This window comes from Candidatus Cloacimonadota bacterium (assembly GCA_011372345.1).
In the GTDB taxonomy this organism is placed as follows: Bacteria; Cloacimonadota; Cloacimonadia; order Cloacimonadales; family TCS61; genus DRTC01.
On sequence record DRTC01000470.1, the window covers coordinates 1 to 1,845 of the forward strand.

Below are 1,845 nucleotides of genomic sequence, written 5' to 3' on the forward strand. Positions count from 1 at the left end.
ATACTGCAGTGAACTTTTGATAAAATCCTATTCCAACACCATCTTCCCTTTATTAACAGAATCATAACTCCATTCCGGGATAAAGAAAGCATCTTCATCATTATATGGTCTGTATCTCCTGAAGTTTATTTTTAATTCTTCCATGTCTTTTGTGCAGCCAATTTCAGCCAGAGGAATTATTATCTCTGCAATCCAATTATCTTTATAAACTGCGGTTTTAATTTCAAAGTTACCGTTCCAATCTTTATCATATTCATGTTTTTGCAGGTCTGTTCTCATATCCCAGACAGCACCATTCGGGTTCACATAAAGCTGGTAAATAATATTTCCATCCGCAGATATCAGAAATCCCAATGAATCATCGTAATAAACTTCTTCGTCTCTTTCTGTAAAATCTGCTTTTAAATTGTCTATCAAAGGTTCGGCACAATAACAGGCAATATACAGGAATTCATCATCCTGCATAAAGAAAGTTTTCGTGGTTTTTATTTTTGAGGAATTTCCATCTTCATCTGCAAATTCCGTAATAACAGAAACTTTTTCTTCATCAGCTTTAGAAATCCTGCCGTCTATCTTTGGAATATTATCAACTTTTACACATTCAATTTTCCTCTGAATTTCAATCGGTTTATCGTATTTGTATTTCTTGTCCCTGCCAAAAGGATAATAGAATTTGATCCTCGGAAGAGGGAAGAGGTTGGTTATTTGCACAAAATCGAACTCTTTCCTCAAAGTGTCACCGGGATTTATTTTCACGGGAAATTCTTTTTCCGTAATTATCCAGTTATAATCATGCTCGATAATAATGTTCTCCTTAATAATCTTCTCTGTCTGATTGGAGATCATTAATTCGACAGTTATTTCTTCCGGTTTGGATTCATCAGTAATATTGCTTTTAGTTTGAATGAATTTATGGGGAATTCTGTATGATAATTGCTCTTCCTTGATCGTAACCAGTTCTTTCTCGAACATATTCCCGGATTTGATCAGGTTAGTATAAAGTCTGTCTCCTTCCACCTTGCACCACATATATTGATAGAACATTCCCATATTATCATCTTTGTATGGAAATGAACCACCGGAACTTCCGACAAGAAAGTATTCGATCCCGTCAAATTCATTATATGCATATTGATGCCAGTGTCCGGTGAAAACCGCATCAACATTATATTTTTTGAAAATATCATGCATGAAATCTTCTTTACCATCAGCAATACCATCTGCCCAGAAAGGTTTATGCATGAAAACATAGATATTGGTTTTATCCTGGTTAGTTGCCAGATCATCGATGATCCAGTCTCTCTGGTTCTCTTCGATATCTTCATATTTAGAAACTGTCGAATTATCCATAATGATAAAATGAGTATTTCCCTGATCAAAGGAATAATAAGGATCGTTCCCTGTTTTTTCTGTGAATATCTTTGCGGAATTCTCATCATAAATATCATGATTACCGGGAGTATAATAAACCGGACAATCGAAAACTTTCATTGTTTCCAGGGGAACATCATAATCTTCAGGATTTCTTCCATCCTCCGCAAAATCTCCGACAGTTACAACAAAATCCGGTCGCATAGCACTCATTTCTTTGACGACTTTTTCAAATTCCTGCTGATCTGCTCCCCCGGTTCTGTCTCCGAGAATTGCGAAGTGGAAATTGTCTTCTGTGAATAGGAATGTAAATATGAGAATTAGTAAAATAATTATTAATTTTGGTTTGTTCATTTTTGCTCCTTTGTAGATCAGTGTTTAGTCTAATATCAGACTAATCTTTTTGTTATTTTTTGATTTTATTGTTTTAATTCTTTATTTCTTAATTTTGTTTTTTATAATTAATATCTCTCC

The 1,845-nt window shown here is 34.4% G+C and carries 1 protein-coding gene; it reads right to left on the reverse strand.

Annotated elements, in window-relative coordinates; genetic code table 11:
* Nucleotides 1–27 precede the first annotated feature (27 nt).
* Entirely contained in the window at nucleotides 28–1,725 is a 1,698-nt protein-coding gene (locus tag ENL20_09105) for a hypothetical protein (GenBank protein ID HHE38715.1), read from the reverse strand.
* Nucleotides 1,726–1,845: the final 120 nt, after the last annotated feature.

What these genes read in the sequence shown, in the direction of transcription:
- ENL20_09105 (HHE38715.1), bottom strand. Translation starts at nt 1,725, where the DNA reads ATGAACAAACCAAAATTAATAATTATTTTACTAATTCTCATATTTACA.